The following is a 26,843-nucleotide window of genomic DNA, read 5'->3' as shown; positions in this document are numbered from 1 at the left end:
GCAAACGCAGGCGTTATGATGGAAATGCGCTAATCGCGGCCACGCTGCCCGTTGCGCATTTCTGCTGCGCCAGCGAAGAAAGCTGCGCACTTCTCGCCGTGGCGTGTTTGCGTGCAAGGCCTTTGGCCACGCCGTTACCGATGCCAAAGTCACCCATAAACGCCAGAACGGTCAGCCCATCAAATTCGCCGGTTTTATCAATCTGCGCGTCAACGTCCCGCTGACGGGCAATCGCCTGCTGCACGCCGCCGCAGTCAAGCTGGCTGGCCTGCAGATCGTCGATCGGCGGAGAGGCAGGATAATGCTTGAGCACACAACCGGAGAGCAGCAGACAGCTCCCCAGCAAACAGATTATTTTGACCATAACTTTTCCGGCAATAAAGGAGGATGGTGGATTATTGCGCGAAAGCGTCAGGCGTGATGGGGGAAGCAGAGTGGCTTAACGGGGCCTTATCCGGGCATCAATGCGGGCGGGCCAGAAGGCCCGCCGTGCGGTCAGTGTTTGAGGATATACAACTCGCGGCTGTAGGCCACGTCTTCCGGGTTAGCGATCGGATAACCTTTCACCCAGGGCTTGATCAGGCGACCGTTGGTATACTGATAAATCGGCGCGATGGGCACCTGGTCGGCAATGATCTGCTCGGCGCGATTATAATCTTCATTACGCACCTCGGGACTGGTTTCCCGGCCTGCTTTTTTCAGGACTTCGTCGTAATCCGCATTGGAGAATTTAGCGATATTTCCGCTGTGCGTGGAGGTCAGCAGGCTGAGGAAAGTGGATGGCTCATTATAGTCCCCTACCCAGGAAGCGCGGATAACATCAAAGTTGCCGCTGTTGCGGCTGTCGATATAGGTTTTCCACTCCTGATTTTGCAGTCTGACCTCTACGCCCAGATTTTTCTTCCACATTGAGGCGACCGCAATTGCAATTTTCTGATGATTCTCAGAGGTGTTGTAGAGCAGCGTCAGTTTGAGCGGATGCGTCGGCCCATAACCTGCGGCCGCCAGCAGTCCCTTCGCCTGGGCATTCAGCTCATCCTGGGCGTGCTGTTGCAGAAACCCTTTAGTCGGCCTGAAACCAGCGGTCACATCCGGCGTAAAGTGCCAGGCCGGTTTCTCACCCGTTCCTAACACTTTTTCAGCGATAATTTTGCGATCGATGCTCCATGAGAGCGCCTTACGCACCCGGACGTCCGCCGTCGGCCCTTTCAGGGTGTTAAACGCGTAATAATAGGTGCCCAGCTGGTCTGGCGTATAAACCTGATCGGGGATCTGTTTCTTTAACAGCCGGTACATATTTTTCGGAAAAGATTCGGTGATGTCGATATCGTCTGAGCGAAAGCGCTTGGTGGCGCTGGATTCCTCATTGATCGGCACAAAGGTGACTTTGGTTAAGACCGAGCGGTCATTGTTCCAGTAATGGTCATTGCGCACCAGCACCAGCTTTTCATTCACCACGCGATCCTGTAGCTGATAGGCCCCGTTACCAACCAGGTTGCCGGGTTGCGTCCAGTCCGCGCCGGCTTTTTCAATCGCCTGCCGCGGCACTGGATAGAGGCTGAAATTGGCGGTAAGGCTGACAAACCAGGGAACCGGCTTATCAAGCGTAACCTTCAGCCGGTGAGCATCCAGCGCCGTAACGCCCAGCTTTTCCGGCACCATTTCGCCCCTGGCGATAGCTTTCGCATTCTGGATGCCCGCCAGTTCAGCAAACCAGGCGAAGGTGGACGCAACGCCGGGATCGACCAGCCTGCGCCAGCTGTAGACAAAATCGTCCGCCGTGACCGGGCTGCCGTCGGACCAGCGCGCCTCTTTACGCAGGGTGAAAATCCAGGTTTTATTGTCCATCGACTGCCACTGGGTGGCCACGCCCGGCACAATATTGCCCTTCGCATCCTGATTAGTCAGCCCTTCAAACAGATCGCGGATGACCTGAATTTCCGGCAGGCCAACGGCTTTAGCCGGATCGAGTGAGGCAGGTTCATCTTTGATATGACGCACAATTTCCTGACGTGCGGCCAGTTCGGTACCGGACGGCACCTCAGCGGCAAAGAGTGACGGGCTGACTGCCAGCGCGATGGCCGCCAGCGTGAAGTGAACTTTGTTGCTCATCGGGATACCTTTTAACAGTCCTGGTCAGATTAACGGAACCGACTTTGTCAGGCACTTTAGCGCAAATTGTTGTGTGGGCAACAGCCTATTTCACTTCGCGACGCCCGGCGAGGCAGAAGAGTGATGTGTGCGGCACTTTTGTTCCCCTCGCTTTTACGCTAGCTTTAGAAAAACACTCCGGAGTTAACGTCATGTCATTGATACATCCGCGCCCATTGCGCGGCAGGCTGGATGCTGCAAGTCAGGTTTACGGCGCCTCGGTGCTGGGAGCGCCACTGCTGTGGTTTCCTGCTCCGGCCGCAGATGCGCAGAGCGGTTTGATTCTGGCCGGAACCCATGGCGATGAAAATGCCGCCGTGGTCACCCTTTCCTGCGCCATGCGGACATTGCAGGAGAGCCATCGTCGCCATCATGTGGTGCTGGCGGTCAATCCGGACGGCTGTCAGCTCGGGCTGCGGGCCAATTCACGCGGCGTGGATCTGAACAGGAATTTCCCTGCGGCGAACTGGCAAAACGGGGAGACGGTATACCGCTGGAACAGCATGGCGGATGCGCGCGACGTGCGGCTTTCTACAGGTGAACATCCCGCTTCCGAGCCGGAAACCCGGGCGCTGTGCGAGCTGATCCACCGGTTAGCTCCAACATGGATAGTGACTTTCCATGAGCCGCTGGCCTGCATTGAAGATCCGCATAAAAGCCCGCTGGGAGAGTGGCTGGCCGGGAAAATGGCGCTGCCGCTGGTCACCACCGTCGGCTACGCCACGCCGGGCTCATTCGGCAGCTGGTGCGCCGATCTCGGTTTGCCGGTGATCACCGCCGAGCTGCCTCCCGTTTCCGCCGACGAATCCACAGAGAAGTATCTCGGCGCGATGGTTGATTTACTCACCTGGCAGCCGTGAGACGGTTGCGCGCCCTAACGCGCAGCCGTGCCGGAAAGCGTAATGCGCCCACAGCTGAACGGCAGGCCCGGCTCCACGTCCGCCGCGAGCCAGGTCGGGCCGTCGAGATCGACAAAGCGGGCCACATCGGCCAGCGGTAACGCCGCGCTAATCGCCCTCGACGTGCAGAGCATACAGCCAAGCATCACCTCAAGCCCCGCGGCTTTTGCCGCCCCGGCCAGCGCCAGCGCTTCCGTCAGGCCGCCGGTTTTATCCAGTTTGATGTTGACCATCTCATAGCGCCCTGCCAGCGCTGGCAGGCTTTCCCGCGTATGGCAGCTCTCATCGGCGCAGACAGGCAGCGGATGGATAAAGTTCTCCAGCATGGCGTCGTCACCGGCAGGCAGCGGCTGTTCCAGCATCACCACCCCCAGATCGGCCAGCAGCTGGCAGCGTGCCGCCAGCCCCTCCGCATGCCATGACTCGTTGGCATCCACAATCAGCGTCGCCTCCGGCACCGCCGCGCGTACCGCGACCAGCCGCTCGGCGATCAGCGAGTTATCCATTTTGATTTTCAGTAGCCTGGCGCCGTTCTGCCACAGCGCCAGCGCGCCGCTGGCCATCATTTCGGGCGTATCGATGCTCACCGTCTGCGCCATTTCGATCGCTTGCGGCATCGGCGTGCCGGTCAGCGCCCAGAGATCTTCACCCCGTTTACGCGACTGCAAATCCCACAGCGCAGAATCGATGGCGTTGCGTGCGGCGCCGGCAGGCAGGCGCTGTTGCAGCTGCTCGCGGGTTAATCCCTGTTCGATTTCCCCCAGCATCGCGGTAATCTGCGCCAGAACGGAGGCTTCACTTTCACCGTAGCGGGGATAAGGTGTGCACTCGCCCACGCCTTTAATCCCCTCTTCCTCCAGCTCCACCACGACCACCCCCGCCTCACGACGTGCTCCGCGTGCAATCACAAAGGGGGTATGCAGCGGCCAGGCTTCCGGGTATACCTTCACTGATCTCATTAACTCTTCCTTTCGGGTGAATGGAGAAAACCACACAGACACCATAGCCATTCCCGGCCAGCTTTGGCAATGCGTTAACCCTGGTTACTGATTTTTCTGTCTGTCCTGCCGCGCATGTCATACACTCAGTGCACTGTTAAACGCGCTAATAAGGAAAGATCATGTCTCAGACCGTTCATTTTCAGGGCAATCCGGTTGCTGTTGCTGGCGAGCTGCCACAGGCCGGCCAGCAGGCCAAACCCTTCACGCTGGTTGCCAAAGACCTTTCTGAAGTCTCGCTTTCTAACTACGCTGGCAAGCGTAAAATTCTTAATATCTTCCCCAGCGTTGATACCGGCGTCTGCGCCACTTCCGTGCGTAAGTTTAATCAGTTAGCGGGCGACGCGGAAAATAGCGTGGTGCTCTGCATCTCTGCCGACCTGCCGTTTGCTCAGTCGCGCTTTTGCGGCTCCGATGGCCTGAGTAATGTGGTGACGCTCTCCACCTTACGCGGCAGCGATTTCAAACAGGATTACGGCGTGGCAATTGCGGAAGGCCCGCTGAAAGGTCTGGCAGCCCGTGCCGTTGTGGTGCTGGATGAAAAAGATAACGTGCTCTACAGCCAGCTGGTCAGCGAAATTACTACGGAACCGGACTACGACGCGGCCCTTGCCGCGCTGAAGTAACTCCGGCCACGGTGAAAAAATCAGGTCCTGCGGCCTGATGCCTGTCCGCCAACGTTGGTACAGATGATTTCAGACTGCTATTTCATCCGGAATAGCAGTCTTTTTATTGGGTAACAATTAGCCGGTTCCCTGGCTGTTTTGGGGCGTCTTCAGGTGAGGTCTGCAATGAGCGAGGAGCGGACGTTATACCTGCATGGTAAGGGCTGAAAATTAGACCATTGAAACAGTTAACACATTCATTTTTTCTAAAGAAAAATAGAAGACTGCCGATACATATTATTTATACGCTTCCTCCACCTATTTTTCATAAAACAGACAAATTAATGCAGGCGTTATAAGGGTTTTTAAAACGATGAATTATTCTATTAATGGCACTGGTACTATTAAGGCTGCTGTACTATCTGCGACTTTACTATTAGCTGGCTGTAGTACCTTATTCCCTAAACCTACTCTGTATGTTCCCCCAGAGAATACACCAGATGTCGCGAAAATTCGCCTGATGGGCGCGCCTATGAGCTATGCTCTGTATCAAAAAGATAGCGACGGTAAAAAAATCGGCGGCTGGGTTCAGGAGCATAGCGCTTACGTCAATATCCTACTTGGAAATACCCGAGACCTAGGATTCCCCAAACTGAAGAATAAAGATTACAGCGACACCTTTTTCGAAACGATGCTACTCCCGGATCGTCAGACAACCATCCATCACTCTTTATACGGTGGTTGCACCGTTGATTTGAATATCATTCCAAAGAAAAAATCGTTATATGAGATTCATTACAGCTACGGAGATAAAACAGGTTACTGCGTCATTTATGCTAAAGAAATAAAATTCGACGCTGATATGGGCATTTATTACGAGGATGATGTAAAGTGAATGTGAAAAATTTTCTTTTTCTGGCATTCACTACGATTGCGCTGAATGGTTGTATTGCCAATGTGGATAGAACAAAAGCCTCCGATTTAGATAATTATTCAGAGAAAGACATCCGCAAGAGTATCGTAGTGGGTAAATCCACTAAAAAAGATATGCTGCTTTTACTTGGTGCTCCTACCACGCCAAAAGAGTTTAAAACCGCCAGTAACTGGATTTATGCCTCGACCGTCGTGGATCGCCGTCTCTATTTATTTATCCCCATATTCAGGGACAGAGATCAGCTTCTGTTGTTGGAATTCAATAACGATGGTGTAGTGAGTAAAATTCATTACACCGAGAAGTGATTCATCGGCAGGCATAACACCTGCCGTATTTTTCTTCACGGCGTATAAGAGAAGCCAGAGTAGCCCAGCATCTTACTTACCGTCCGCGATGAGCGAAAACCAGACGTTCGCAAATGCTGTCATACCTGATTAGGAAAATTACTACTTTTTTCATGTGTTATTTAACAGGAAGCGGGTCAGTGCCTCCAGTCCGCAAAAGCTAATCACGGCTCATCATTTTCTGGTAATCATTAGGTGTAATTCCGGTCAGGCGACTGAATACACGTCTCATTACATCGGGTCCGGAAAAACCGCATTTAGCAGCAAGTTGTTTCGCTGGCAATTTTTCTTTTTCAATCAGCAATTTTGCTTTTGATACGCGCTCGCGTTCCAGCCATTGCGCCGGAGTAAGGCTGGTTTCCTGCCGGAATATCCGCGTAAGGTGCCTCTGGCTGAAGTTTATGTGCTCTGCCATCATGGCGACCGTAGTAACGTCTTTAATATTCGCAATAGCCCATCTCTGTAGATCCTGAAGAGCAGTGCGGCCATCAAGCGAAAGCGTATTACTCCTCATAAAGTGAGACTGGTTAACCGGCCGTCGGAAAAACATGACCAGCTGATCGGCCACTTCTGCCGCCACACTCCTGCCAAGGTCTTCCTCTACGAGTCGCAGCGCCATATCAAGGCCAGAAGTAACGCCTGCAGCCGTTCTGACCCTGCCATCGTCAACATACAAAGCATCTGCTTCTACGATGACTTCAGGATGCCTGACGGAAAGAGTATCCGCACACGCCCAGTGCGTGGTCACTCTTTTCCCATTGAGTTTCCCGGTAAGCGCCAGGAGTAATGCGCCCGTACAAACAGAACCAAACCGTTTACTTGACTCGCAGAGTGCGTTAATTCCATCCAGCACGCGAGTGTCCGGCTGGTAACGAGCAATATCCGGCGCCCCGGCAACAAGGAAAGTATCAGCCGAAAACCTGCCGCAGTCTGACAGTGTTGCATCTGCCGACAGCTTCACCCCGGACGAGGACTGAATAATGGAGCCGGTGACGGAAACAACGTGCAGCGTGTAAAAGCTGCGCTTAAGTACTCTGTTAGCCTCAGCAAAGACATCTATTGGTCCACAGACGTCAAGCATCTGAGCACCCGGCACCGCAAGAATTGCGACGTTATGGCTCATTTTATATTCCCGGAGTCCTGAATCATCTTTATGTCCTGAATAGTCTTAAAAATACACTTTAGGACATGAATGTTAAGCTTTATTGTGTAGACCTACAACAGATAAGAGGAAATTTGATGAGCCGTACAATCGAAGGTATCAGCATTCCGGACACTAAAATGGCCCGTGAGGCCACGGAGTTTATTCGTGACACGGAATCCGATCTGCTTTTTAACCATTCCAGCCGCGTGTACCACTGGGCAGCCCTGGCAGGCCAGAAAAGAGGAATCAAAGCCGATGCTGAACTTTTATACATCGGGTGTATGTTCCATGACCTTGGCCTGACTCACGAATATTGCAGTTGCGATAAACGCTTTGAAGTAGACGGGGCGAACGAAGCCCGGAAGTTTCTGGAAGGGTATGGCATAGAAACGCAGGATATCGATAAGGTATGGACCGCTATCGCCCTGCATACCACTCCTGGTATTCCTGAGTTTATGGCGCCTGAAATTGCTCTGCTCACTGCAGGCGTTGAAATGGACGTGCTGGGAATTGATTATCAAAAATTCTCACAGGACGAGATTAGCGCAGTTATCCAGCAGTACCCGCGTACGCCTGATTTTAAGGAAGACATCATTCAGGCCTTTTATGAGGGTATTAAACATAAGCCACAGACAACATTTGGTAATGTGAAGGCTGATGTGCTGGCAGACAAGGACGCCCACTTCAAGCCTGTGAACTTCTGCAGCATCATCCGCCAGTCACACTGGCAGGGCTGATGCCAGACGGTCTGAAAACAGGCCGCATGAAAGCGCCATAGTAGCAGGATGCATGAGCATTTTTCTGTGGCGCTGTTCAGTCAAGCTTGTACAACATGTCCTGAAGCTATGGCACAGCATTGACGTGATGTCTTTAAAGCGAGTTATGTTATGGGAAGTACGACAGACGCTCGCTGACGATCAGATAAAAATTGAATTAGCTGACGCTAAAGGAAAAAACAGTGTTGCAGCTGCGTAAGTATCCCACTCAGGTCGGCCATGCGTTTTTAGATGTCGCACCTAACTTGCCGTAAAGTTCGCGATGACTGCTTCTGGCACGAAGCGGACAAGCGAGTGGCGATGGAGGTCCGCAATGAATGAAAAGGTAACATAATGTCATATCAGTCAAGGCGGCTATGCCGCTAAAGCAATTCCCTTACCCCTTCAAAGATTTGATTTTCGCCCTGAACTCCGCGCTGTGCAATTTCCGCTTCTTTGCTTCCGTCATTTCCTGCCCTCCTTCGTTAAGAACCATAACTCAAACTGATGGCTCAAATCGTTGATCTACTATACTGACCCTTGCAGTTGTAATTTACCTACGAGGCTGGACACGGTTAATTACCTGGCCTTACCCATGACCCTCAGGAGAACAAAATGCAAAAGAGTAAAAACTTGAAAGGGCTGTTAGCCGTATCGGCATTCGCAGTTATGTTCAGTACTGTTGGCGTGCAAGCCCAGACGCCTAAGACGAGCGCCGCGCAGAATAGCGCCGCAGGCCAGACCGAATCGGGCGCTAAACTCAGCTCCGGCGACGAAAAAGCGCTGAAGGATATGGCTCAGGCCGATATTAATGAAATCGCCGCCGCCAAGATCGCGCTGAGCAAAGCCCAAAGCAGCGAAGTCAAAACATTCGCTCAGCAGATGGTCGACGATCACGGCGCTGCCTTGACCAAAGTACAGGCGGTCGCCGAGCAAAAGGGCGTGGCACTCCCGACTGAGCCGGACGCCAAACACAAGGCCATGGCCGCCGAGCTGGAAAAGCAGAGCGACGGCACATTTGACAAGATGTATATGGAAAACGCTGGCCTCAAGGACCACAAGATGGTGCTGTCGACGCTGCAGAGTGACGCCAGCAAGATCAAGGATCCGGATGTGAAAGCCCTGGCCGACGCGCACACGCCGGTCGTTGAGCAGCACCTGAAGTCCGCCCAGCAGATGTCGATGTAATCAGGCAGTCCAGCAGGTAAGTCAACAGGTCGCGCGGTGGGTACAGTGTCCGGCGACCTGGACTACCCTTGTTCAAATTGTTGCAGACAGCCACGGAGGGAGTTCAGTGTTGAAGGCACAGGACGATCTCTACTGTAAGTATGCCGTATGATGCTCGCCTATGTGCAGCACTTACTCTTCGCGTTGACGACCAGAGTTGACCCGCAGCAGCCGTTCGATATGCTATAGGGCGCAAACATCGGTTGAACTCACACCGAAAAGCGGACGCTAGTGCTCTACACTGAAGGCCCCGGTATTAGTCGTCATAATCACTTTAAAAGCAACCGCACCCCCAGCCAGGCCATTAGCCCCCCGCTTAATCTGTCTATAATTTTACGGTACTTAACGTAAGCCTGGCGGGGTCTGTCAGTTGATAATAAAACTGCGACGAGTGCATACCAGAGTATATCAATGGTGAATGCCATTAAGGGCAAAATAATATACATGGCGGGCTGGATGCTCCTGGTGAGCGCTGCGGAGAAAATACTGGCAAATACCAGAGCCGTATGGGGATTACTGATTTGTGTGATCAGACCGGTAGCAAAGGCTTTTAACGCGCTCACCTCCCCTAAAACGGCTGAGTCAATAAGCCTGTCTGGAGGGCGGCGGAACATTTTCAACGCCAGCCATAAAAGATAACAACCGCCAGCAATTTTCAGGCCTGTGTAAAGTGATGGAATCAAAGTAAAGAGAGCATGCAGGCCAGCTAACGCGATACCAGCCTAGACAAGTGCACCAAGACCCATACCAGCCGCTACGGATAGTGCTGCCACACGTGAACTGGACATAGCCGTACGGGCAACAAGAAGGAAACTGGCACCGGGGCTCATTGCGCCAAATAGAATAGCTGAGCCAATCGCCAGCAATGAGATAAAATTATCTGTCATAAACATTCTCCCTGTTTTCTATATGCTACCCACCCTGGTCATATTGAACTCTATAGCGTAACTGTACCAGTGCCCGATAATATTAAAAATTCTCCATAACAATTAACTTTATAAAAATGCTATTCATTTTTGTCAGGTGGATTTCGCTGAATAAAAATAATATCCGGCAGGATTTGCGTCAGAAAATCATAAGGGCGGGTCGTTGCCTCCACCCGGATTCGTATCATAACGCCTTCATAGAGATTAATAACCAACGCGGCCGCACCTTCAGGCGTCATTGAGGGTGACAGCGTCTGCATTAGCTGAGCATCGCGAAACAAGTCGATAAGATCGCGTTCCCAGCAAGCAAAGAGCGCCAGTAATCTTTGCCTGATTTTCTCACTGCGTACCGCGCCCGTCTGACCAAGAATTCCTGCAAGACAACCCGCTGCTTCCGGCTGATGCTCAATACACCCCCTGTGTCCCGCAAGCCAGCTCATCAAACGTTCACGGGGCGTCAGGCTGCTGTTGCAAAGCGTCGCGGCTCTCAGTTCTGTAAATGATGCAAAATAGGCATCCAGCGCTGCACAGGCAAACGCCTCTTTGCTAGGAAAAAGATTGTAAAAGGACCCTTTTGGCATACCCGCCTCGCTCAGAATGGCAGTCACTCCTCCGCCCTCATACCCGTGCTTAAGAAAAACGTTAATGCCTGAATTCACCAGTCGTTTGCGCGTCTCATTCTTTGCCATAATAATTAGACCGATTTACTTATTTAATAAAAATTATAAAGGATGAGGAGAAGCAATGCCACTCTGTAAAGCAGTAACACCGCGCGCTTCCGGACTCATTTTGGTGTTTTCGTCAGCCATCCTGTGGAGTACGGCCGGCATTTTCGTGCGGCAACTCGATATGAACACCTGGGCCATGGTTGCCTGGCGCTCGCTGTTTGCTTTCGTCTCACTTGGCCTGCTGCTAGCGGCGGGCGGTTATATGCGCCACTTTTCGTTCCGGCGCGATCTGGGATTACCGGGTTTACTCACCGCTGTGGTTATGGCTTCGTCAATGTTTTGTTATGTGGCGGCGCTGAAGCTCACCAGCGTTGCTGGTGTGATGACGGTCTATGCCACCATTCCTTTTTTTGCTATGGGACTGGGTTGGATAATGCTGCGGGAAAAAATCACAAAACGCGCGTTGCTGTCTGCCGCTGTGAGCCTGGGAGGTGTCATCCTTATGGCCACTTCAGCGACGGGCCCGGGCGACATTTCAGGTAATCTGCTGGCTCTGGCGATGACGGCAGGTTTTGCTGCAAGCATCGTGATGTCAGGTAAGTGGCCCGGGATGAATCTGCCAGCGGTCACGACACTGGCCTGCGCACTCTGCGGCATATTCTGCTATATCATGATGCCTCGCGGTCTTCCTTTTCCGGGACTACAGGATATGGGATGGCTGCTGGTTTTTGCGCTTGCCACCCAGAGTCTGAGTTATCTACTCTTTATGACTGGAAGCCGGCTCGTGGTCCCTGCGGAGGCTAGCCTGATTGCGCAAGTCGACATCGTGCTGGGTCCTTTCTGGGTCTGGCTTTTCTTCAGCGAACTGCCGACCCGATATACGCTAATGGGAGGGAGCATAACTTTCATTGCCGTCACTTTTTATCTTGCGAGTGAATTTTACCTTAAGAGGAAAATTTAAAGTCCCGGCTGACAGGTAAAGCTGTTTCAGGCAAAACAACTGCGTGACACATTCATCATGAATGTATCTGAGCGGAGATCCACGCACCGATCTGCATTCTGTTTACGCACTAAGAGTTGCAATATCCTTTACTGCCACATAACCATCTTCAAGGACGTTATCAGACTCCGGTGAACAAAAAGCAGATTAACGCCCACCGTGATGACGAAATGAGCACCCTCCCGAGGTAACTTTCACCTTATTCCTGAGGCAGGTCTCACCATCTGCATTGCACAGATAAGGCATGACTTACTCCTGATAAAAGACGTTTTCACACCCCAATGCCAGGGAGAGTAAAAAATGCTCATCCCGCGTCTTTGCCAGTAACTCCATTCCAACCGGTAACCCCCCTTCTGCCTTACCACAGGGCAACGTAATAGCAGGCAGACCGCTGATGGCCGCCAGCTCGGGCGCGATCCCCGGCGGCATTTTTTCAAGGCTTACCGGCTGGCGGCAGACCGTGGGATAGATAAAGGCGTCGATACGGTATTGTTCTGCGGTAAGGTTCAGAACCTGACGCAAGCGGCGCTGGAAGCGGCGTCCGTTGAGCCACTGCGGCGTTTTCAGACTGCCCGACGTCAGCATCTGTTCCAGCAGGGGTAATAACTCGGGGAGATATTTGCCGGAGGCAATAATTTCCCGCAGGCTGGCTGGCCCGTTTTGCTGAAGCGCCAGCCAGCCGTTGATGGCGACCTGAAACTCAGAGAGGCTGAGGCAGCGCTGAGATGCCACTTCCTTAAGAATTGGCAGCTCCACCTCAACCATCGTCACGCCGGCGTGCCGGAGCCTCTCCAGCGCACAATGCCAGACCTTAAGCTGAGCCGGATCTTCGCCTTGCAGCGCGCTAATCACTCCCAGCCGTAGCGAATTTAGCGATACGGCCTGCGGTTCCGTCGGCGGCTCGCCGTGCATAATGGCGTGTAAAAGTGACGCATCCCGTACGCTGTGGGCCATAGGGCCGACGGTGTCCTTACTCATCGACAACGGTGCAACGCCTGCAAGTATCTGACGCCGGAAGGCGGGCCGTAGCCCCACAAGTCCGGTGTAACTACAGGGTATGCGAACCGAACCGCCGGTATCCGTTCCCAGCGCGCCGTCGGTCATACCGGCTGCCACGGCAGCAGCGCAGCCGCCGCTGGATCCGCCTGCGGTTACTCTGGGATCCAGAGGATTGCGCACATCGCCGCCCAGAGAGCTACGTGAGCGAACATCAAAAGCAAACTCAGACATGTTCGCCCTGGCGAGAATAATGGCCCCCGCAGCCCGCAGACGCCGGATAACCTGCGCGTCGGACTCAGCCCTTAACGATGCCAGCCCTTTACAGCCAAGGGTGACTGGCGAGGCTGCGCAGGCGATGTTGTCCTTCACGATCAGCGGTACGCCATGCAGAGGCCCAATCAGAGTGCCGCTACGCCGCAGCTTCTGGCAGCGTTCAGCCTGCGCCATGGCATCGGCATTAACCCCAAGGATAGCGTTAAGATGTTGATGGTCGGTGATAACCTGAAGCCGCCGTGCCACCTCTTCGCAGCACGCCAGCGGAGGAACAAGACGCATTGCGCGCATAGGGTAAGTTCCTGAATGGTGTGGCAGGCCTTTCAGCCTGCCTTTGTTTCTGACTTAATCCCGCGAGCCGGCGGTGATCGCATCAATATCCTGCGGGCGCAAGCGAATTTCCGCCGCGCGGCGGTGGGCCTGCATGCCCTCGGTGCGGCTCTGGCGGATAGCCGGCTCCGCAATCGCCGGGATGCCCTGCTCATCAATCCACTGATGGGTGCACACTTTCACATATGCCCCCACCCAGAGTCCGCCGGTATATCGCGCCGCGGCCATCGTCGGCAGCGTGTGGTTAGTTCCACAGCATTTATCCGAGAAGACGACGCTGGCATTTTGTCCGATAAACAGTGAACCGTAGTTACGGATCTTCGCGGCGGTGGCGTGCGGATCGCGGGTATGAACCTGCAGATGTTCGGTCGCCATATGGTCAGCAAAGGCGATCAGTTGCTCTTCCGTGTCGCAGACGACAATCTCGCCCTGACGATGCCAGGCTTCACCGGCCGTGGCGGCGGTCGGAAGGTTGCCCAGCTGACGCTCAATCTCGGCCAGCGTACGCGTCGCAATATCCGCGCTGGTGGTGGCCAGCCCGACGCGGGTATGGATATCGTGCTCTGCCTGCGCCAGCAGATCGGCGGCAAGAATGCGCGGATCGGCGCTGTCGTCAGCCACGGTAAAGATCTCGCTCGGTCCGGCAAGCGCGTCGATGCCCACCTTACCAAATACCTGGCGCTTGGCCTCGTTAACGAAGGCGTTGCCGGGACCAACAATTTTATCTACCGCGGGTACGCTTTCCGTTCCCCACGCCATCGCGGCGATGGCCTGCGCCCCGCCGATCTTAAAGATACGGTGCGCCCCCGCCAGGTGGCAGATGGCGATCATGGACGGATGCGCAGCCGGAGGCAGACAGGCGACAATCTGCCCGCAGCCCGCCACCGTGGCGGGCACTATCGACATCACCGGCGCGGAAAGGATGGGATAGCGGCCGCCAGGCACATAACAGCCTACGGTCTCTACCGGGATAATGCGGTGTCCAAGGTGCACGCCCGGCAGGGTTTCCACCTCCAGCGGCAGCATGGTGGCAAACTGAGCCTGGGCAAAGCGGCGCACCTGCTGGATGGCAAACTCGCTGTCGCGACGGGTCTGCGGATCCATCCCGGCCAGCGCCTGCTCAATTTCCTGGGCCGTGACCTCAAACTGCTGCGGTACGACCTTATCAAACTGCTGCGAATAGTCGCGCAGCGCCGCATCGCCGCCCTGCTTCACTCGCGCGATAATAGCGCTGACGGTATCGGTCAGCGTACGGTCCGCCTTCTCGTCCTGTCCCTGCGGACGTTTGATCCAGCGAACCTGATTAACAATCGACTGTGCAGACATTATGCGTTCTCCATCTGTCCAAGTTTGATTTGCGCCAGCAGCGCCAGGTGATCGTAAATCACCCACTCATCAACAATCTTGCCGTTCACGATGTGATAGTGCGACATACCCATCACGAACAGCCGTTCACCGGTCGGCTTGCCCAGCTCGCCGTAGCCCAGGTGATGCCCTTCTATAATCCAGCGGATCGCCACCTTCACGCCGCCCTCGTCGCAGGGGTTCGAGCAGATATGCTGGGGAAGCCAGGCGCCATCCGGGATCATGCCGATCAGCGCCAGCGTCTGATGGGTGACGGACGCCACGCCGTAAAGCTCTTTCATCAGCGGGCCGTGCCACTGCACGTTAGGGGCGTAAACCTCCTTGATTTTGCCCAGCATCCTGCCGTTGTAGATTTCGTGCATCCAGCGCAGGCACTGCTCTTCGGTGTCGGTATGGGCGAGAGAGACGTCGCACGTCATCTCCGGGGGATACTGACCCAGCATGCGACCGTTCTCACCGATGTCGGTTACGCGAAAACCCTTATCAAACTGCTCTTTCGCCATATTCCAGGCGATGTCGTTGGTATCCAGCCCCAGCTGCTTCATCAGGGACATGTTGTCGCTTACCACCCACTCGCGATAAATCTTGTTCTCATGGATCATGCAGTCGGCGACGGTGCGCGTTACATAAGTGCGGTTAGTCGGTTTGCCAAGGTGGCTGAACTGGGTATGGCGCCCCGTACCGGTTACCAGATGCGAGGTATAAAAACCGTCAACGTCGTTGCCGTTCCAGATAACCTGCGTCGCCATGCCCCGACGTTCCGGGAAGGCCACCAGCCTTTTAAGCGTGTCCTGCACCACCTCTTCGCGGGTATAAAGGGTGCCGAGCGCGTTATAAAGAACGCAGTTGTGCGTATAGTGGGTATAGATTAATCCTACGTCGCGTTCGTCCCATATTTTATGGGTGCAGCGCACAATATAATCGACAATATCCGTATAACAATCATCAAACCCGCGTAATGATTGTACCCGCGGACGTTTCTCCGGCACTAAATCAATAAAGTCGCGGCGTTCCACCTGTAATACCGGCTCGTCACGCTGGGTTTTATTACTGTTTTTCTCGGGTACTGCTGGAGCTTTATTTGTTACTTCAGTTGAAGACATAGGACCTCCTGCATTGATGTTCAGTGATATTCAGACAATAGGGTTTCTGCACCCACGTAAATGGATGATGTCAGGCCACAACAGATATTGCGGCCGGTATTATTTTATGATTACTTTTTTATTACTTAACGATTTGCGACCAAATGGCTAATTCATCGATACCCAGATATTCACGGATAATTAAGCCGTCGCGTAATTCAAGCTGGCTGATGCCGGTAATGGAAACAGGTTTTCGCGTCGGCACACCAAATTTTCCATAGCCGTCATGCCAGGTTAATAGCGACCAGCGCAGCGAAATACGCACCGGCTCATTGGCGTCTTTACGCACGATTAAGTGGTGCAGCTGGGTTTCGCTGTCGGCAAACGAGGCGCGATAGCCGGAGAGCAGAGCACCGATCTCCGCCTCGCCGGTGCCCATACAGTGCCCCGGGGCATACAGCGTGGCGGCCGGGTGATAGAGGCCGGGTACCGTTCCGCCGTTGCCGCCTGCCCACATGGTCAGATAGCGTTCGATAACCCCCGCCACCGGGCCGTCGACGTCATCCCCGTCGGGGCCGCCGGCCCAGCGCGCGTCCAGCTCCTCCGCCGGGGCGTTTTCCAGCCCCAACTGTTCCCGGACGTCGCCAAGGCTACGGGCAAACTCACGCACGTCCAGCCCCAGCTGGGCAACGATGGCCGCACGATCCTGCAAAAGCCACTCCTGGCGAATCGCCCCTCCGGCGCAGATGCGATCCGCCCAGGTGCGTACCCACACGCTCCTGCCCGTCGGCGGGCCGAAAAAGCCCTCGCCCTGATGGCGAATGGCGGCCACGGTGCGCTGAGAGGCGTAATACTCGCCGCCGGGCGCTTCGGTGCAGAGGATATCTTCCGTCAGCACGCTGCGCTGCGGAAAGCTGTACATCGCCTCCAGGGTATGGCGCATAAACTGTGACAGATCGGTAAGCTGTTTCTCAGGCGTAATGAACACCACCGGCGTGGCGTAAAAATCGGCCAGCTGGCCAATATCCTTCTGCTCCCAGACGACGTGGGTCAGCGTCAGAATAAACTGCTGGATAGAGTCGAACTGAGGGCTGAAACCGGGCAATTTGTTCATTTGTCCTCCTGAGGCTGAAACAGGGATATTCCCTCTTTTTCGATGACGCCGCTGCGCGGACGCCGGGCGGAGTGGCGCACCACCAGAATGCCCGGCACGGTAATCTGCTCAGGCTCAATGGTGTCGCTCTCAATTTGCTTCATCAGCAGCGTAATCGCCGCTTCCACCATCTCCTGCACCGGCTGCGACACCGAGGTCAGAGCGTATGAGGGCCAGCCGGACGGGCCGGTATCGTCATAGCCAATCACCGAAACGTCCTGCGGAATTTTCAGGCCAAACTCGTAGCGGGCCACGTCCATCACCGTCAGCGCCATGTGATCGTTGGCGACAAAAATCGCGTCGGGCACCGGCATCGCTGAAAAAAGGCTATAGGCGGCGCGGATAGTCTGCCGGGTATCGTAGTTGCCATTGACCACTTGCACATCGTCGAATCCCTGCTCGTGCAGCGCCGCCAGGTAGCCGCGCTGGCGGGCAATATTCACCGACGAATCGGCTACCCCGCCGACGTAGGCATAGCGCTGGTGCCCTCCGGCCATCAGGAACTCGGCAATCTGCCGGGCCGCCGCCTCGTTATTGCTGTTCACGCTTGAGGCCATGCCGCTCTCTTCGCTGCGGTTAAACAGGACGACCGGAATACCGGCGGCCAGACACTCTTCAGAGAGATCCAGCGAAAGGACGACGGAGGCGAGCACGATGCCGTCAACCCGGTACTGCATGATCTGATCGAAAATCCGGTCGACGTTGCCATCTCTGTCACCCACAAACAGCAGCAGGTGATAGTTGAGGGTATCCAGTTTTTGCGCCAGCGCCTCCAGAACCTGCGGGTAAAACTGATTATCGAAATAGGAGATCACCACCCCGATGATGCGTGACCGGGCGGTATTGAGGGAGCGGGCAATCGCGTTCGGGCGATAGCCAAGCTCCCTGGCCGCCTTCAGCACTTTTTCACGGGTCGCCGGAGAGATGCTCGCCCCAGGCGTAAAACTCCGTGATACCGCCGACTGCGACACACCCGCCAGTTGCGCCACCTGCTGCGACGTGACCGCTGCAAAACTCTTACGCTTCATTACCCCAATTCCTTATCTCTAACGCTTGTCGTTTAAGTGCCGGCTCCGTTTGTACCCCGCCAGGCACGCCCCGACAAGAGAGTGTTTCTTATACTTACACCATTCATGCATACGTATGCAACCAGCAAAATTATTTTTCTCACAATGTCGACTGCATCACTTTACAAAATTGAAACCTTTTCGTAACTTCGATAATTGAATACGTATTCATCACAACTTAACGCCGTCAATGATACCGGGCAAAGGGAGCAGCAACCCGAAGGAAGAGCCGGTAAATGCCGTTCTTGATTGGTTAAAACCATCACTTATCAGAGGTTAACAACCATGTTTCGAGCACTATTACGCCGACCTGAAGCCCGGCTCTTTTTCATTATCAGCGTCCTGTTCTTCATCTGCATTCACAGTATTGACGCCTTTCTGGCGCCGATGATGCTGGAGCAAGGCATAGAACCGCAGATAATGGGGCTGGTTATGGGCGCCAGCGGGCTGGCCACGCTGCTGATACGCTTTCCGCTGGGTATCATCTCCGACGTGGTGAAAAGCCGCAAAATCTTTATTCAAATCAGCCTGCTGCTTCCCATTTTTACCTGGCCGCTGGCGTGGCTGGAACCCAACGCGGTGACGCTCTATCTGGCGAAAGCGGCAGACGGCGTGACAGCCGCCACTTGGGTTCTTTATAACATCCTGTTTATTCGTTACTTTGACCGCAAAGAGGCCCCCGCCGCCGTGGCACTGCTGGCGCTGGCCGGGCCGGTGGGCGTGTTTATCGGCAACTGCGTCGGCGGTTTGTTAATTCACTATTTTGAGAACAACATCGCATTTTTCCTCTCCTGCGTCTCCGGCCTGCTGGCACTGGCACTGACCACCCGCATCAGCGACGTGCACGATTCGCTCCGCGCCCCGACGCTTCAGGCCTGTATGGCAGGCGCGAGCAGGCAGCTTTGCGATCGCTCGGTATGGATGATTGGCCTGCTGGCAACGATCGTTATTCTGGTGCCGTTCGCCACCCGCGATACGCTGACGCCCATCTACGCCGAACAACTCGGCGCGCGGGCGGGGATCCTGTCGCTGTTGAGCAATATTCATCTGATCTTCTATGCGCTGGCGGTCGCCCTGTGCAGTGGCGTGTTCTATAAGCGTCTGGGAGTGGTGAAAACGGCAGTACTGGGCATTATTTTGCAGGTACTCTCTACCCTCGGTATTCCCTTTACCAGCAATATGTTGGTGATCTACGCCCTGCAGGCGCTGGCTGGTTTCTCATTCGGCATGGCTTTTGCCGCCTTTATGTCCCTGAGCGTGGTCAATACCACGTCCGACGAGCAGTCCACCCGCATGGGACTTTTTCAGACCATTTATTCGCTGGGCATGTTTATCGGACCGGTCATTATGGGCGTGATGATGCAGCATATTAATCTGGCCTCCGGCTATATCGTCATTGCCGTGCTCTGCGTCGTGGCCGTCATTATGACGCCGCTATCTGCTCGCTGGGTTTATTCCCGACAGGTGGAACCTTCAGGTAATTTAACTGCGAACGGGCAACTAGCCCCCGTCCGCGACCAGTAATTATTCGCTAATAACCCTTCCCTCCTGCTTTAGCGGGAAGGACTCGCTCATTCTCAATTTTGTAAGGAGTATATTGTGGCTCGTCATCTAAAAAGCAGTAAACCTGTACAGGAACGTCAGGAAGCACAGCGGCAGATAAGAGAAACCGTTGAGCTTATTCTTCTGGATATTGAAGCGCGTGGTAATAAAGCGATTCGCGAATTAACCATTAAATTCGATAATTACGATCGCAAGGATTATCGCCTGAGCGACGCCGAAATTAATAGCTGCCTCCGTAAGCTGAGCCGTCAGGATATTTTGGATATTGAATTTGCTCAGGAGCAGGTATTTAATTTTGCCCGCCAGCAAAAAGCCTGCCTGCTGGATCTGGAGGTCGAAACGCGCCCCGGCGTGATCCTTGGGCATAAAAATATTCCGATCAATGCGGTCGGCTGCTATGTGCCGGGGGGCAAATATCCGCTGCTGGCCTCGGCACATATGTCGATCATTACGGCCAACGTTGCGGGCTGCTCGCGGATTATCAGCTGCGCACCTCCGTTTAATGGGGAGCCAGCGCCCGCTATCGTTGCCGCTCAGAAAATGGCGGGCGCAACGGAAATTTACGCCCTGGGCGGCATTCAGGCTATCGGCGCGATGGCGCTCGGTACGGATACCCTGCTCCCGGTCGATATGCTGGTGGGACCGGGCAACGCCTTCGTGGCCGAAGCCAAACGCCAGCTGTTTGGCCGCGTCGGCATTGACCTGTTGGCCGGGCCGACTGAAACGCTGATTATTGCCGACGAGAGCGTGGATGCTGAAATCTGCGCTACCGACCTGCTGGGCCAGGCGGAGCACGGCGTAACGACGCCCGCCATTCTTCTGACCAACTCCGAAAAGCTTGCCAGAGAGACGATGGCAGAAGTTGAGCGGCTGCTGGCGAAGCTGCCAACCGCCGATATCGCCCGCTGCGCCTGGCAGGACTACGGCGAAGTGATTGTCTGCGACGACTATGAAGAGATGCTGAAAGAGGCCGATCGTATCGCCTCCGAACACGTGCAGGTAATGACTGAGCGTGACGACTGGTTCCTCGCGAATATGACCAATTACGGCGCGCTGTTCCTCGGCCCACGCACCAACGTGGCTTACGGCGATAAGGTGATCGGCACTAACCACACCCTGCCCACGCAGAAAGCCGCACGCTACACCGGCGGGTTATGGGTCGGCAAATTTATGAAAACCTGCACCTGGCAGAAGGTGCTGAGCGATGAAGCCACGGCGGAAATCGGCAGCTACTGCTCGCGCCTCTCGCTGCTGGAGGGATTTGCCGGACACGCTGAGCAGGCCAATATCCGCGTGCGCCGCTACGGCCAGACGGAGGTGCCCTACGCCTCCCCGGCCCCGGTCAGAGAGAAGGTGTAGCCTGTGATCCTTCCGCATACACCCTCGTTTTCTCTTAGCGACAAGCGGGCGCTGGTGACCGGCGGCTCAAAGGGGCTGGGCTTTGCCTGCGCGGTCGCGCTTGCCCGGGCTGGCGCGCAGGTCTGGATCGCCGCCCGCGACCGTGACGATCTGGCCAGCGCGGTCGCGCTTGCCGCCGGCGAGGATCTGACGCTGCATCCGCTGGGGCTGGACATCACCCAGACACCGCAGGTGGAGAAGACGCTCGGTCAGCTACCCGGACTGGATATTCTGGTCAACAGCGCCGGGCTGGCCCGCCATCAGCCGTTCCTTGAGGTCAGCGAAGCGAACTTTGACGCAGTAATGGCGCTCAACCTGCGGGCCACCTTTTTTCTCAGCCAGCAGGTGGCGCGGCGGATGCGCGATGAGAGGATCGCAGGATCCATCATCCATATTTCTTCGCAAATGGGCCACGTCGGCGGTCCGCAGCGCAGCGTCTACTGCGCGTCAAAATTCGCCCTCGAAGGGCTGACGCGCACCATGTCGCTTGAGCTTGGCGAGGCGGGAATTCGGGTCAACACGCTGTGCCCGACCTTTATTGAAACCGAGCTGTCGCGCCAGTCGCTGCGCGATCCGGTCTTTCGACGCTACGTGATGGATAACATCAAGCTGCCGCGCCTCGGCAGCGTGGAGGATGTGATGGGACCGGTGGTGTTTCTTGCCTCTGACGCAGCGGCGATGATCACCGGCAGCGCGCTGATGGTGGACGGAGGCTGGACCGCGACATGAATCACGCCCTGATTGATAACAGCGATCTGCCGCTGGTGCTGATTGGCGGCACGCTCTGCAATGCCCGCCTCTGGCAGCCCCTGATTGCGCGGCTGAACGTCCCGGCGGTTATCTGCATAACTTTAGTCCGCGATGAGTCGGCCCAGGCTGCCTCCCGGCGGCTGCTGGAGACCCTGCCTCCCCGCTTCCTGCTGGTGGGGTTCTCGCTGGGGGCCATCGTCGCGCTACAAATGGTTGCCGACGCGCCCGGACGTCTGGCGGGGCTGGCGCTGCTGTCGGTGAACCCCCTGCCCGATAGCCCGGAGAATGCCGTCACCCGACGGGAGGCGGTACAGGCCGCCCGCAAACAGAGCCACGGCAGCTGGCTTTCCTCCACCTTGTGGCGCAATTACGTGGCGCCAACGAATCTCGGTAACCAGGCGCTGCACGATCTTCTCTGCCTGATGGCTGAGGAGACGGAAAGCGAGACGTTCGCCAGGCAGACCGAAATTGCCATCAGCCGCGGCGATAACCGTGGGGCGCTAAGCCGCTTCACCGGTCCGGTGCTGATCCTTAGCGGCGAGCACGATCCCATCTGCACCCCAGAACACCACCGCCTGGCCGCCGCAAGCGCGGCCAGCGCTACGTGGATCACCCTCAGTAGAGCGGGACACTTTTTGGTCCTTGAAGCGGCGGATTGTGCCGCCGTCCCGCTCAGAAAATGGATTAAGGAGTGCCTGAAATGCGACTAAATAACATCAAAACGGCGGTGTCGGAAAACCGTCCGATTATCAACGGCTGGCTGGCCATCCCCTCCAGCTATAGCGCCGAGATCATGGGGCATCAGGGTTATGATGCCGTGACGGTCGACCTCCAGCACGGGATGATCGACTTCGCCAGCGTCCTGCCGATGCTCCAGGCGCTCTCCGCCACCCCCGCCGTGCCGCTGGTGCGCGTCGCCGACAACTCGCCCGCGCAGATTATGCAGGTGCTGGACGCAGGCGCTTACGGCGTGATCTGCCCGATGATCTCCACGCCGGAGCAGGCGCGGCGCTTCGTCTCGGCCTGCCGCTATCCGCCACAGGGCATTCGCTCCTTCGGCCCGGCGCGCGGCCTGCTCTACGGCGGCGCTGACTATCCGCACCATGCTAATCGCGAAATCCTCACTCTGGCGATGATTGAAACCCGCGAGGGACTCGCCAATATCGATGCGATCCTGGATACCGACGGGCTGGACGGCGTCTTTATCGGCCCGAACGATCTCTCCCTGACGCTTACCGGCGCTGCCAGCGCCGAATCCACTCACCCGGATATGCTCTCCGCCATTGAACTCGTGGTCAGCCGCTGCCGCCAGAAGCAGAAGATTGCCGGTATTTTCTGCACCTCCGGCGCGGCGGCGGCAAACCGCATCGCCCAGGGTTTCCAGTTTGTCACTCCGGCGAACGACGTGATGCAGTTAGGCCGCGCCGCGCGCGAGGCGATTGCGCTTGCCCGTGGCAATGAAATCCCCTCTACCGGCGCGTCCGGTTATTAACAGGAGTTAATATGAAAGCAATTACCTTAACCTCAGCTCAGGCCCGCAGTCGCCTGGTGGCGCCAGAAGAGATGGTTTCCTGCAACCTGGCATTCATCGACTGTAAGCTGCCAGGTTCACACCTCAAGCAGAACTATTCGTTTATAGGCCCCGGCGTTACCCAGTCTTCGGCGCAGGTGGTGAACATTCCTGAACCACACGGCTTTAATATCGGCGCGGCGGCAATGCCGAAAGGAGTGACCAATAACCTGCACCTGCACTTTACCGCCGAGGTGTTTTTGATTCATGAGGGAAGCTGGCGCTTTCGCTGGGGGTCGAACGGCGAGCACAGCGCGGAGTTCAGCGCGCCTGCGATCCTCACCATTCCGACCTGGATTTTCCGGGGCTTCACCAACGTCAGCAAAGAGGATACCTGCGGCATGGTCTATACCGTGCTGGGTGGCAATAATACCGGCGGGATCATCTGGCACCCGTCGATACTGGAGGCCGCCAGCGAGTACGGACTCTATCTGAGTAAAGACAATATGCTGATCGATGTGAACGCGGGCGATACGCTGCCGGAGGCGTCGGCCCTGCTGGCGCCGCTGGCGGCAGAGGAGATTGCCGCGCTGCGCGACTACTCCGTTGAGGAGATGCGCCAGCGGGCGGTAACCGGCGAGGATCGTCGCTGGACGTCAGAGGGATTACTGGATTCGGTAATCCCAGGTCACGGCGGGGAAATCGCGCCAGTCATTGGCTACGGCATCTCGCAGGATCGCCACAGCGCACCGCCTGTTACCCAGCCGCACGGCTTTTCGGTAGAGTGGCTGCGCCTGCGGGATGCACATCAGGTCGGACGCCATTTGTGCCCCGATATTCAAGTCATCATGGTGTTTAAAGGCTCACTGGAGGTGACCTGGAACCAGGAGGGTGAAGAGGTCAGCATCATTGCGCCAGAGCGCTCGGTGGTGTCGGTGCCGGCCAACAGCTGGCGACGCTATCGCGCCCTGAACGGCGGCGTGGAGTTTATCCTCACCACGCAGGGCGATCAGCGAAAACGTCTGTACTGGGATGAGTCGATTTTACAGCAGGCCAGGGCACACAATCGTGGTCTTGATCCCGACGGTTACATCAGCAAGCTGGATATTATGCCGGTTACCGCCCGCCGGGCGGGTGCCAGAATAGAGAGACTTGAAGAAGAGTAAGCGTGCCGGAGCAGGCGCTGCGGTGACCTGCTCCCATCATAATGTTTGCAGCGTTCGCGTCTGGCGCTAATCAGCCGGCATATTACTCAGGGAGCCACGCAAGGCTCCCTGTTTTTACTGGCGCGCAGGCTAGCGAGTTTCCACTATGTTAAACAGCAACTCCTGTGCTGACTCCCTGAACGCCATCACCCCCTGCGCATCAGGCAACGCTGCTAACGCCCCTTTTGCAGTGGTTGCCAGCGCACCACAGGCACTGGCTTGCGTCATGGCCTGTTTGAGCTGTGCCAGACCCTCTAACTTATTGCCCTGTGCCAGCGTTGCCAGTAACCCTGCCATAAAAGCATCACCCGCGCCGGTCGTATCCAGACTTGCCACATCGTATGCGCTCACCTGAATCACTTGATCCTGCCATAACACAACTGACCCTTCTGAACCGCACGTCACCACCTTCAGGCGTGCCGGATAGTCGCGTAAGTTCCACAGCGCTTTTTCATGCTGCGTGGTGCCAGCTAACCAGTAAAGCTCCTCCTGAGAAAGTTTGAGAATATCCGCCTGACGCGCAAAATGCCGCACGGTGTCTGACATCTCCTGCGCATCGGGCCACATCTGCTCACGCAGATTGATGTCAAAGCTCAACAGGCCGCCGCGCTGCCTGATGCTGCCGATAGCCCGTACCAGCGTTTCGCGGCACGTCGTAGCGACCAGCGCCAGCGAGCAAAAATGCAAAATGTCGTGACCAAACTCCGGAAGATGGTCAGCTGTCAAAAACTGATCGGCTGAGGGATCGACCAAAAAGGTAAAACTGCGATCGCCCTCGTCACCGAGGGAAACCAGCACCGTACTGGTCCGGTGTTGCGTATCAAGCTGCATATGCTGAGTATCCACGCCCTGCTCAGCCAGCGAGCTTTGCAGAAAATGGCCGAACGGATCGTCGCCGGTTCGACCGATAAATCCGCTGGCGCATCCCAGGCGTGCGGCACCGACGGCGACATTGACCGGCGCACCGCCCGCACAGGCGCTGTACTGCATTTCCCCCTGCGGCAATAAGTCGATCACCGCGTCACCTAATGTCCAGATCTTCATAAACTCCCCTTAACATAAATCAGCAATCAGAACAGATACTTAAAGCGAACCCGCGCGCCATAGCGTTCGTCATTGCTGCCGCTTTCAGACGCCGCTGCATCCAGCCAGGAGGCGTAAGCCCCGAGGTAAATATTGAAATCAGGCATATTCATGATGTCCGGCAGCTGCCATGAGGTATGGATGGTGTGAATGTCGTAACGACCTGGTGCGAGAATTGCACAATCGCTGTTACAGTCGGCTTTTACCCCTGCCATATTGAACCGATCGATTTTGTTGTGCGCATAGATGTAGCCCAGCTCGACGCGATGCCATAACGCATTGATACCGGCGCTAAAGTCTTTTTCGTCGGCGGCATCAAGATAGGCGGAGCTCAGGTTAACCACCGCACCGTTTTCCGCATCGGTCTTAAGCGTGTTCCAGCTCATGGTCATGCCATAACCTGTGCGGCTGGACTGATCCTGGAATCGGCCATTCTCCTGCTGATAGCCGTAGGCGTTATTTACCAGATTGCTCTCCAGCGCGGCTGCCACTGACCACGGGCCGGACTGCCAGGCCGCCACCGGACGTACATACACCACGTTTTTACGGTTATCCAACGCGTTACCGTGATAGGTCTGTTCAACGAAGAGCGAACTGCCATCTTCGACCAGCGTATTAACTTCGAAATACCAGTTATCAAGATTTTTACTGAGCAGAAAATTGCCGCCGCTGTTGCTGCGACCTCGCCCTTCTTTCATCATATAGATATAGCCGTAACCGTCGCTGTAGAGATCGTTGGCGGTATTACCGGAATACTCAATAAAGGTATCCTGATTTAACGGGAACATATCCCAGGCCTCGAAGCGGCCAATTTTAATTTTCCAGTCATCCTGCTGACCGAAGAAAAAAGCCGCGTCGTCGAGATTCATTTTGCCGCTCATATCCGCCAGCGGCTGCACGCTGAAACCGGCATATTTGCCGTCAGCACCTTTTCGTATACCATCAAAGCCGAGAAGAATGCGCCCGTTAATATCCCAGCGCGCCTTTTCACCCGGCGTCCAGTTTTTATCGGCGCTGGTTTTGAGTGAAGTAAGACCGCCGGTGCGGCTGGCACCATCCATATTAAATTCCACATCCCCATAGAATTTTAAATCGCCAGTATCGTTAACCTGCAGCGAGGGTTTAGCCGGTACGGTGGGGGCAACGACGCCGGATACCTGTTGCCGTTTTAAGGCGCGGATCTCGGCTTCCGCGCTGGCCGCACGCGCTTCGGTGTCTTTCAACCGGTTTTCCATTTGCGCCAGCCGCGCTTCAAGAGAAAGGTTATCTTGCGCACAGACCATGCCGCTGAATACAGACGTCAACATGCAACCGATCCAGATTATTTTCATCGGGGACCTTTTAATTATCGAGTTAACCAGTCATTTATTACGTAGGGCTACAAGCCAGCGATAAGGACAGCAATAACCCGCCC

General features: G+C 55.6%; 26 protein-coding genes. 13 read left to right on the top strand and 13 right to left on the bottom strand.

Annotated elements, in window-relative coordinates; all coding sequences use genetic code 11:
* Positions 1-13 precede the first annotated feature (13 nt).
* Together AAH446_RS01585 and AAH446_RS01580 are read right to left on the bottom strand one after the other, a co-directional pair.
* A complete protein-coding gene (locus tag AAH446_RS01585; protein ID WP_342904976.1) occupies positions 14-364 on the bottom strand; it encodes a hypothetical protein in 351 nt (116 codons plus the stop codon).
* 131 nt (positions 365-495) lie between these two features.
* Entirely contained in the window at positions 496-2,112 is a 1,617-nt protein-coding gene (locus tag AAH446_RS01580; protein ID WP_342904975.1) for a peptide ABC transporter substrate-binding protein, read from the bottom strand.
* Between the two features lie 191 nt (positions 2,113-2,303).
* Here AAH446_RS01580 and mpaA point away from each other — a divergent pair, with 191 nt between their 5' ends.
* Complete coding sequence (gene mpaA / locus AAH446_RS01575) at positions 2,304-3,011, top strand: murein tripeptide amidase MpaA (RefSeq protein WP_342904974.1); 708 nt, start codon at positions 2,304-2,306, stop codon at positions 3,009-3,011.
* A gap of 14 nt (positions 3,012-3,025) precedes the next feature.
* On the opposite strand, the gene ycjG is transcribed toward mpaA, so the two are convergent.
* Complete coding sequence (ycjG, locus tag AAH446_RS01570; RefSeq protein WP_342904973.1) at positions 3,026-4,009, bottom strand: L-Ala-D/L-Glu epimerase; 984 nt, start codon at positions 4,007-4,009, stop codon at positions 3,026-3,028.
* A 161-nt stretch (positions 4,010-4,170) separates the two neighbouring features.
* Here ycjG and tpx point away from each other — a divergent pair, with 161 nt between their 5' ends.
* The 3 genes from tpx (at position 4,171) to bamE (ending at position 5,892) form a co-directional block, all read left to right on the top strand.
* A complete protein-coding gene (tpx, locus tag AAH446_RS01565) occupies positions 4,171-4,674 on the top strand; it encodes a thiol peroxidase (RefSeq protein WP_342904972.1) in 504 nt (167 codons plus the stop codon).
* Between the two features lie 352 nt (positions 4,675-5,026).
* A complete protein-coding gene (locus AAH446_RS01560) occupies positions 5,027-5,548 on the top strand; it encodes a hypothetical protein (RefSeq protein WP_342904971.1) in 522 nt (173 codons plus the stop codon).
* Positions 5,545-5,892: an outer membrane protein assembly factor BamE domain-containing protein gene (gene bamE / locus AAH446_RS01555; RefSeq protein ID WP_342904970.1), complete on the top strand. Its 348-nt coding sequence runs from the start codon at positions 5,545-5,547 to the stop codon at positions 5,890-5,892. Before AAH446_RS01560 ends, bamE begins: the two co-directional genes overlap by 4 nt.
* A 199-nt stretch (positions 5,893-6,091) precedes the next feature.
* On the opposite strand, the gene AAH446_RS01550 is transcribed toward bamE, so the two are convergent.
* Positions 6,092-7,054, bottom strand: a complete 963-nt coding sequence (locus AAH446_RS01550; RefSeq protein WP_342904969.1) for a GlxA family transcriptional regulator — start codon at positions 7,052-7,054, stop codon at positions 6,092-6,094.
* 116 nt (positions 7,055-7,170) lie between these two features.
* On the opposite strand from AAH446_RS01550, the gene AAH446_RS01545 reads away from it, so the two are divergent.
* Positions 7,171-7,812, top strand: a complete 642-nt coding sequence (locus tag AAH446_RS01545) for an HD domain-containing protein (RefSeq protein WP_342904968.1) — start codon at positions 7,171-7,173, stop codon at positions 7,810-7,812.
* A 633-nt stretch (positions 7,813-8,445) separates the two neighbouring features.
* The gene (locus AAH446_RS01540) at positions 8,446-9,018 is read left to right on the top strand and encodes a DUF4142 domain-containing protein (protein WP_342904967.1); all 573 of its coding nucleotides are present in this window, start codon (positions 8,446-8,448) and stop codon (positions 9,016-9,018) included.
* 308 nt (positions 9,019-9,326) lie between these two features.
* On the opposite strand, the gene AAH446_RS01535 is transcribed toward AAH446_RS01540, so the two are convergent.
* Positions 9,327-9,773: a LysE family translocator gene (locus AAH446_RS01535; protein ID WP_342905784.1), complete on the bottom strand. Its 447-nt coding sequence runs from the start codon at positions 9,771-9,773 to the stop codon at positions 9,327-9,329.
* 290 nt (positions 9,774-10,063) lie between these two features.
* Positions 10,064-10,672, bottom strand: a complete 609-nt coding sequence (locus AAH446_RS01530) for a TetR/AcrR family transcriptional regulator (RefSeq protein ID WP_342904966.1) — start codon at positions 10,670-10,672, stop codon at positions 10,064-10,066.
* A 55-nt stretch (positions 10,673-10,727) separates the two neighbouring features.
* On the opposite strand from AAH446_RS01530, the gene AAH446_RS01525 reads away from it, so the two are divergent.
* On the top strand, positions 10,728-11,612 hold the full coding sequence (locus AAH446_RS01525) for a DMT family transporter (RefSeq protein WP_342904965.1): 885 nt from the start codon (positions 10,728-10,730) through the stop codon (positions 11,610-11,612).
* A 288-nt stretch (positions 11,613-11,900) separates the two neighbouring features.
* Here the strand turns inward: AAH446_RS01525 and AAH446_RS01520 are convergent, their stop codons facing one another.
* The 5 genes from AAH446_RS01520 to AAH446_RS01500 all read right to left on the bottom strand — a co-directional run bounded on the left by AAH446_RS01520 (position 11,901) and on the right by AAH446_RS01500 (position 17,881).
* Positions 11,901-13,214 (bottom strand): amidase, encoded by a 1,314-nt coding sequence (locus AAH446_RS01520; protein WP_342904964.1) that lies wholly within the window; start codon positions 13,212-13,214, stop codon positions 11,901-11,903.
* A 54-nt stretch (positions 13,215-13,268) separates the two neighbouring features.
* Complete coding sequence (gene hisD / locus AAH446_RS01515) at positions 13,269-14,579, bottom strand: histidinol dehydrogenase (RefSeq protein ID WP_342904963.1); 1,311 nt, start codon at positions 14,577-14,579, stop codon at positions 13,269-13,271.
* On the bottom strand, positions 14,579-15,721 hold the full coding sequence (locus AAH446_RS01510; protein ID WP_342904962.1) for a nuclear transport factor 2 family protein: 1,143 nt from the start codon (positions 15,719-15,721) through the stop codon (positions 14,579-14,581). The genes hisD (AAH446_RS01515) and AAH446_RS01510 overlap by 1 nt, the downstream gene beginning before the upstream one ends.
* A 121-nt stretch (positions 15,722-15,842) precedes the next feature.
* The gene (locus AAH446_RS01505) at positions 15,843-16,814 is read right to left on the bottom strand and encodes a nuclear transport factor 2 family protein (RefSeq protein WP_342904961.1); all 972 of its coding nucleotides are present in this window, start codon (positions 16,812-16,814) and stop codon (positions 15,843-15,845) included.
* Entirely contained in the window at positions 16,811-17,881 is a 1,071-nt protein-coding gene (locus AAH446_RS01500) for a LacI family DNA-binding transcriptional regulator (RefSeq protein WP_342904960.1), read from the bottom strand. The genes AAH446_RS01505 and AAH446_RS01500 overlap by 4 nt, the downstream gene beginning before the upstream one ends.
* Before the next feature lie 324 nt (positions 17,882-18,205).
* Here AAH446_RS01500 and AAH446_RS01495 point away from each other — a divergent pair, with 324 nt between their 5' ends.
* The 6 genes from AAH446_RS01495 (at position 18,206) to AAH446_RS01470 (ending at position 24,307) form a co-directional block, all read left to right on the top strand.
* Complete coding sequence (locus AAH446_RS01495) at positions 18,206-19,444, top strand: MFS transporter (RefSeq protein ID WP_342904959.1); 1,239 nt, start codon at positions 18,206-18,208, stop codon at positions 19,442-19,444.
* Positions 19,445-19,519: 75 nt separating this feature from the next.
* Positions 19,520-20,842 carry a histidinol dehydrogenase gene (gene hisD / locus AAH446_RS01490; protein ID WP_342904958.1) on the top strand — a complete coding sequence of 441 codons (1,323 nt, stop codon included), beginning with the start codon at positions 19,520-19,522 and terminating at the stop codon, positions 20,840-20,842.
* Between the two features lie 3 nt (positions 20,843-20,845).
* The gene (locus AAH446_RS01485; RefSeq protein WP_342904957.1) at positions 20,846-21,610 is read left to right on the top strand and encodes an SDR family NAD(P)-dependent oxidoreductase; all 765 of its coding nucleotides are present in this window, start codon (positions 20,846-20,848) and stop codon (positions 21,608-21,610) included.
* Complete coding sequence (locus AAH446_RS01480) at positions 21,607-22,341, top strand: alpha/beta fold hydrolase (RefSeq protein WP_342904956.1); 735 nt, start codon at positions 21,607-21,609, stop codon at positions 22,339-22,341. The genes AAH446_RS01485 and AAH446_RS01480 overlap by 4 nt, the downstream gene beginning before the upstream one ends.
* Complete coding sequence (locus tag AAH446_RS01475) at positions 22,332-23,123, top strand: HpcH/HpaI aldolase family protein (protein WP_342904955.1); 792 nt, start codon at positions 22,332-22,334, stop codon at positions 23,121-23,123. The genes AAH446_RS01480 and AAH446_RS01475 overlap by 10 nt, the downstream gene beginning before the upstream one ends.
* Before the next feature lie 11 nt (positions 23,124-23,134).
* Positions 23,135-24,307: a cupin domain-containing protein gene (locus tag AAH446_RS01470; RefSeq protein WP_342904954.1), complete on the top strand. Its 1,173-nt coding sequence runs from the start codon at positions 23,135-23,137 to the stop codon at positions 24,305-24,307.
* A gap of 129 nt (positions 24,308-24,436) precedes the next feature.
* On the opposite strand, the gene AAH446_RS01465 is transcribed toward AAH446_RS01470, so the two are convergent.
* Positions 24,437-25,390, bottom strand: coding sequence for an aminoimidazole riboside kinase (locus AAH446_RS01465; protein WP_342904953.1), 954 nt, complete (start codon positions 25,388-25,390; stop codon positions 24,437-24,439).
* Between the two features lie 26 nt (positions 25,391-25,416).
* Positions 25,417-26,760 (bottom strand): carbohydrate porin, encoded by a 1,344-nt coding sequence (locus AAH446_RS01460; protein ID WP_342904952.1) that lies wholly within the window; start codon positions 26,758-26,760, stop codon positions 25,417-25,419.
* Positions 26,761-26,843 lie beyond the last annotated feature (83 nt).

This window comes from Erwinia psychrophila, assembly GCF_039023475.1.
Classification (GTDB): Bacteria; Pseudomonadota; Gammaproteobacteria; order Enterobacterales; family Enterobacteriaceae; genus Erwinia.
This window is presented reverse-complemented; position numbering and strand designations above follow the sequence as displayed.